The following is a 5,104-nucleotide window of genomic DNA, read 5'->3' as shown; positions in this document are numbered from 1 at the left end:
GCGATGCGATGCTGGCAGTCTTCAAGCTGCGGCGGCGGCGCGCTCAGGCTGACCGCCACGCGGGCGCAGGCGGTATCCAGCAGGGCCACCGCTTTGTCCGGCAGCTGACGGGCAGGAATATAACGGTGCGACAGCTTCACCGCCGCCGTGACCGCCTCGTCCAGCAGCAGCACGCGGTGGTGCTTTTCCAGCGCCGATACGGTACTGCGCAGCATTAGTACCGCGCGCTCTTCATCAGGCTCAGCCACCTGCACGGTCTGGAAACGGCGGGTCAGGGCCGGGTCTTTCTCAATGTATTTTTTGTATTCCGCCCAGGTGGTCGCGCCGATGGTGCGCAGTTGACCACGGGCCAGCGCCGGTTTCAGCAGGTTGGCAGCGTCGCCGGTGCCCTGCTGGCCGCCCGCGCCAATCAGGGTATGGATCTCGTCGATAAACAGCATGATCGGCACCGGGCTCGACTGTACCTCTTTGATAAGTGCCTGGAGCCTGGCCTCGAATTCACCCTTCATGCTGGCGCCCGCCTGCAGCATGCCGATATCCAGCAGCCAGAGCTGTACGTCACGCAGCGGCTCAGGGACGTCGCCTGCGGCGATACGCAGCGCCAGCCCTTCCACCACCGCGGTTTTACCCACCCCGGCCTCGCCGGTCAGCAGCGGGTTGTTCTGGCGACGACGCATCAGAATATCCACCATCTGGCGGATCTCTTCATCGCGGCCTACCACCGGGTCAATTTTGCCGTCGCGGGCGCGGGCGGTCAGATCCTGCCCGTACTGCGCGAGGCTGCCCTGCGCCGCGGGCGCGGCGGGGTTGTTATCGGCGACGGCGACAGCCTGGGCCGCCTCTTTGCTGTCGGCGAATATCACGTCGAAATCATCCAGCAGCGTATCCACCCGTACCCGCTCAAACTGCGGGGAGATGCCTTTCAGCACCGTCGCCAGGCTCCAGGTTTTCAACAGGCCGATCAGCAGGTGGCCGCCGCGAATACGGTTGACGCCAAATTTCAGCGAGCCGTAAACCCAGGCGCGCTCAACGGCGGTGTCGATATGCTCAGAGAGATCGGAGACAGAGCTTGCGCCGCGCGGGAGGCTGTCCAGCGCGCTGACGATATCCCGCGTCAGCGCCTCTTCGCTAAGGGAAAAGTGGCGGATCACCTGCTGCAGATCGCCCTGCTCCTGCTGCATCAGGGCGTGGATCCAGTGCACCAGCTCCACATAGGGGTTGCCGCGCAGTTTGCAAAAGGCGGTGGCGCTTTCCAGTGAGGTAAATAACAACGTATCCAGTTTGCCGAACAGAACGGCGCGGCTGATTTCTGACATGGTCGATTCCGTGAATGTGAGAGATAACGCCTTGCAAAGACAGATGCATCATTGCTCGGGACTGAAAACCAGATCGCCTCTGGGCTGCGGCTGCGGCTGGTAGCCCAGCCAGGCGCTGTAGCCCAGACGCCCTGCGCCGCCAAGTTCGGCGCCTTTAACATCGTCGCTTCGCAACATGACCCGCAGCGTCCATTGGTACTCAATGCCAAGGTACTGACGAACCCAGTCCTTAAGCTGCGCGACGAAAGGCTCGCCGGGCAGAAATTGTCGGTAGGTCTGCGCATCAAGCGGGCCAAGCTCAATGCGAAATTTATGGCTGACGTCGCGTACCGCCGCGCCGAGAAAGGCCGACTCCCCAAGCCGCGGCGCATGACGCCCCGCCTGCAGGCGCGCCCGCTCGCGCTGGCCCAGCGGCATCCAGTGCGGCACGTTTTTCACTACGTTTACCGGCACGTTGAAGTAGTAGCGCAATATTTTCTCCAGCCCCTCCGGGTCGCGGCCATTGCGGGTCAGGTGTCCCGCCAGCGCGAAACGGGCATGGGGGCTGAGGGTGCCTTTTTCCAGCTGGCCCGGCAGCCCCATGCCGATTAGCGAGGCGATATAGCGCTCGAAGCGGTTGTTATCCTGACGATCCAGCGAGACCGTCGGCTGCGCGTCGGCCCAGGCCCGGTAAAACAGCAGGGTCAGGCGGTGGTGAAACAGATCGGCAAAGGCCGTCAGGCTGTCGTCCTGGTGGTGCTCCACCCGCTCCCGGGCGTACTCCGTCAGGTGAATCGGCAGCGGACCGTTGGGGCCAAACAGGCCGAAGCTGTAAATAGAGATATCATACAGCGGCGACTGTTCACGCTGGCTGACCGTGGCAAGCGTTGCCGGGGCAAAACCCAGCGACGGCTGCTGGCCGATGCGCAACGGCTCAAAGCGCGGCAGCGGCGCGCGGCCCAGCGGGTAACGCTCCCCTGCCTGCGCATCCACCCGGCGCAGCAGCGAGAAGAGATCGTAGCGCCAGGGGGCGGCCATCACGTTGCGCCAGAAAGACGGCGTCAGCGCGGTGGCGCGGGTCACGGCGGGCAGATGGCGCAGGGTTTCGCTCATATCAGCGCCCTTTTCCCCATCCGCGGCGGCCAGTAGCCCACTTCGCCACGCTGCTGGCTGTTAAGGGTAAATTCAGTAAAGCTGTTCATCGCCACCAGTCGTGCGAAGACCCGCTCCAGTACGCTGCCGAACAGCCACGGGCTGGAGCCGGAGAACGCCTGTTCGTCAACGGTAAGGTTGATACTTACCCCACGGGCGAAAACAATCGGCCCCGGTTCGGGAACCCGGCGGTGCACCGGCTCAAGAATGCAGCGGCGCACGCCGTCTATCTGTCGCGCCACCGGGGCATCTGCCAGCCGGGTATAGAGACCAAGCAGCTGGCGAAGCGCCATTGCCCCCTGCTCTTTATCCCCGTCCATCAGGCTCAGGTAGTTCATCTGCAGCTGGCTCACCAGTTGCCAGGTGCTCATGCCTTCCGCCAGCGCCGGACGCGGCGGCGTTGGCCCTTTGCGCAGGCGCGGGTGTTTCACCGGCAGCGAATCGGGCAGCACAAACTGGCCCGGCTCCTGTTGCAGCATCAGCGGCAGATCGCGGCTGGTGCACAACACTTCGGCGGTGATGTAGCGCAGATCCTCCCGCCACGGGGCGTGCTGGGCATCCACCAGCGAGGCGAAAACCTCCGAGCCGATATAGCCCGTGCGGGTGCCATAGCGCTGCGCGTGTTCCGACAGGGCGCGCTGCTCGCGGCGCAGGGAGAAGTAGGCGCCGTAGTTGCCGTTGTCCTGGCTCAGGCTGCGCCAGAAGGGGCGAAACTCCTGCTCGTCGCGCTGGCCGTCCACGCTGGCGTGGATTTTATTGACCGCGTAGATTTCATAATCGAGCGGGCGAATATTATCGACCACCAGATGATACTCATGCTGGCTGTCGCGCAGTTTCTGCCGCTCCGCCACCTTCGGGAAGAGGTTCACTACCGGGGTGCAGTGCAGCGCCAGGTGGCTTTTATCCACCACCCTCTCCAGCTGGCCGTCGGCCTTATCAAGCAGAACAATGATGTCAAAAGCGGTGGCGTCGCCGCTGCCTGCCAGCAGCGGACGCAATCCCTGCAGGCTAAAAAAGAGAAAGCGTGAGGGAAACGCAAAATACTCCTGCAGCAGGCGGTAGCCGTCAAAGTTACGCAGATCGTCCGGCAGCAACGCCTGATCGGCCTCAAACCCTTCCTGGCGCAGGGCATCCTCGGCGAGAACCAGCGGCGCACCGCCGGGGATCATCGCCACGATGCCGGTCTGGTGCGCCATCAGCAGTTCGAGCAGTTGCAGCGCCTGCATATCCGGCCCGCTTAAAAAGAACGCCAGCCGGTCGAAATCCAGGTGCGAAAGTTTTACCGGCCCGTCGCAGGCGATGCGAATGCGCAGCGCGCTCACCGCGCCGCTCTGCCCCAGCCCGATACGCTGTAGCGGCAGGTCGGCAGGCACGCCGCCTAAATCAACCATGCTTATCTTGAGCGGCAACAGCGTCACGTCATGGGCGGTGGTGTAGCTGCAGGTGACGCCGTTTTTCTTCAGCGCCTGGCTGTCCATGGTGGTGCCGCGCGGCACCACGAACCCACGGCTTAAATCCCCTTTCGCCGCGTCGGGCTGCAGTTCAGCAATGGCCATTGACGGCGTCGGCGCCAGGTAGTTCGGCGCGATCATCTCCAGCAGGCGCTGGGAAAAGCGCGGAAACTCGGCGTCCATTTTGAGCTGTACGCGGGAGGTCAGAAAAGCGAAGCCCTCCATCAGCCGTTCGACATACGGGTCGGCGACATCCATGCCGTGCATGCCTAAGCGCCCGGCTACTTTGGGATAACGCCCGGCGAATTCCTGGCCCATTTCGCGCAGCCACGCCAGTTCACGGTTGTAGTATTCGAGTAGTTTGCTTTCCACGCTCACCCCACATCTTTTAAATCAAAGTGACCGTTTTCAAGGTCAACATCGGTACGAAATAAAAAGGTCAGCGGATAAGGCACGCACCACAGGCGGCCTTTAATCTCAATGGATAATACGTTGTGCAGGTCCAGCGACTGGGTATCGGAGATGCAGCGTACCGACAGCCCCTGCGGCAGGATGCGCGGTTCGAAGTGCAAAATCGCGTCGGTCAGTTTTTGCTGAATATCCTGCCACTCAATATCCGACATCCTTTTGCCCGCCAGCGGCGCGACGCCGAAGTTGACCACCGAGCGGCGGACGTGCGCCAGCTGCGACAGATCGTTTTGCGCTTCGTTATTAATGGTGTTGAACAGCCACTGCAGATCGCGCAGCACATGACGACGCAGCGCGGAGTGGGAGATCACATTGCTGCTTACCGGCTCCTGCTGTTTATCCGGCGCGTTGTCGGTCAGCCGGTCGAGCAGCGAGGGCTGCATTTTGTCGCGCGCGCCGGGCGACTCTTTGCCGTTACGCGCCCGCCAGCCGTTGCGCAGCAGGTCGCGGTCATCGTGTGCCGGGTTACTCATCCGCAGCGGCCCCGGTAAAGCGCACGCGCGCCAGATCGAGAAGCGGGAATTCGGCGCTGTCGTTAAGCCAGACTTTCTGCCCCTGGCCAATATACTGCGCCTCATCCCCCGCCAGCGGCTGCCACTCGGTGGTGCGCCCCAGGCGGAAGCGGTCTTCGGTCTGCGCGTCAACAGGGTAACGGGCCGGGATCTGGCAGACCTGTTCGCTACCGTCGAGCAGCTGAACGCGGGTATGACGCCAGGCAAGGTCGGTTACGCTGGCAGG

4 protein-coding genes and 1 pseudogene are annotated in these 5,104 nt (G+C 62.9%); all 5 read right to left on the bottom strand.

Annotated features, from left to right (window positions below; translation table 11 throughout):
- Positions 1-1,316: pseudogene (locus ENTHG_RS04430) on the bottom strand (AAA family ATPase); the annotation flags it as partial.
- 48 nt (positions 1,317-1,364) lie between these two features.
- Positions 1,365-2,408, bottom strand: coding sequence for a type VI secretion system baseplate subunit TssG (tssG, locus tag ENTHG_RS04425; RefSeq protein ID WP_044174193.1), 1,044 nt, complete (start codon positions 2,406-2,408; stop codon positions 1,365-1,367).
- Positions 2,405-4,270, bottom strand: coding sequence for a type VI secretion system baseplate subunit TssF (gene tssF, locus ENTHG_RS04420; RefSeq protein WP_044174184.1), 1,866 nt, complete (start codon positions 4,268-4,270; stop codon positions 2,405-2,407). The genes tssG and tssF overlap by 4 nt, the downstream gene beginning before the upstream one ends.
- A 2-nt stretch (positions 4,271-4,272) precedes the next feature.
- Entirely contained in the window at positions 4,273-4,839 is a 567-nt protein-coding gene (tssE, locus tag ENTHG_RS04415) for a type VI secretion system baseplate subunit TssE (protein WP_044174179.1), read from the bottom strand.
- Positions 4,832-5,104 (bottom strand): type VI secretion system accessory protein TagJ (locus ENTHG_RS04410; protein WP_044174173.1); only part of this gene is annotated, 273 nt, incomplete at its 5' end. The genes tssE and ENTHG_RS04410, both read right to left, overlap by 8 nt.

The sequence above is a fragment of the Phytobacter massiliensis JC163 genome (assembly GCF_000321045.1).
GTDB classification, from domain to species: Bacteria; Pseudomonadota; Gammaproteobacteria; order Enterobacterales; family Enterobacteriaceae; genus Phytobacter_A; species Phytobacter_A massiliensis.
This window is presented reverse-complemented; position numbering and strand designations above follow the sequence as displayed.

What these genes read in the sequence shown, in the direction of transcription:
- tssE (WP_044174179.1), bottom strand. Translation starts at nt 4,839, where the DNA reads ATGAGTAACCCGGCACACGATGACCGCGACCTGCTGCGCAACGGCTGG.
- tssG (WP_044174193.1), bottom strand. Translation starts at nt 2,408, where the DNA reads ATGAGCGAAACCCTGCGCCATCTGCCCGCCGTGACCCGCGCCACCGCG.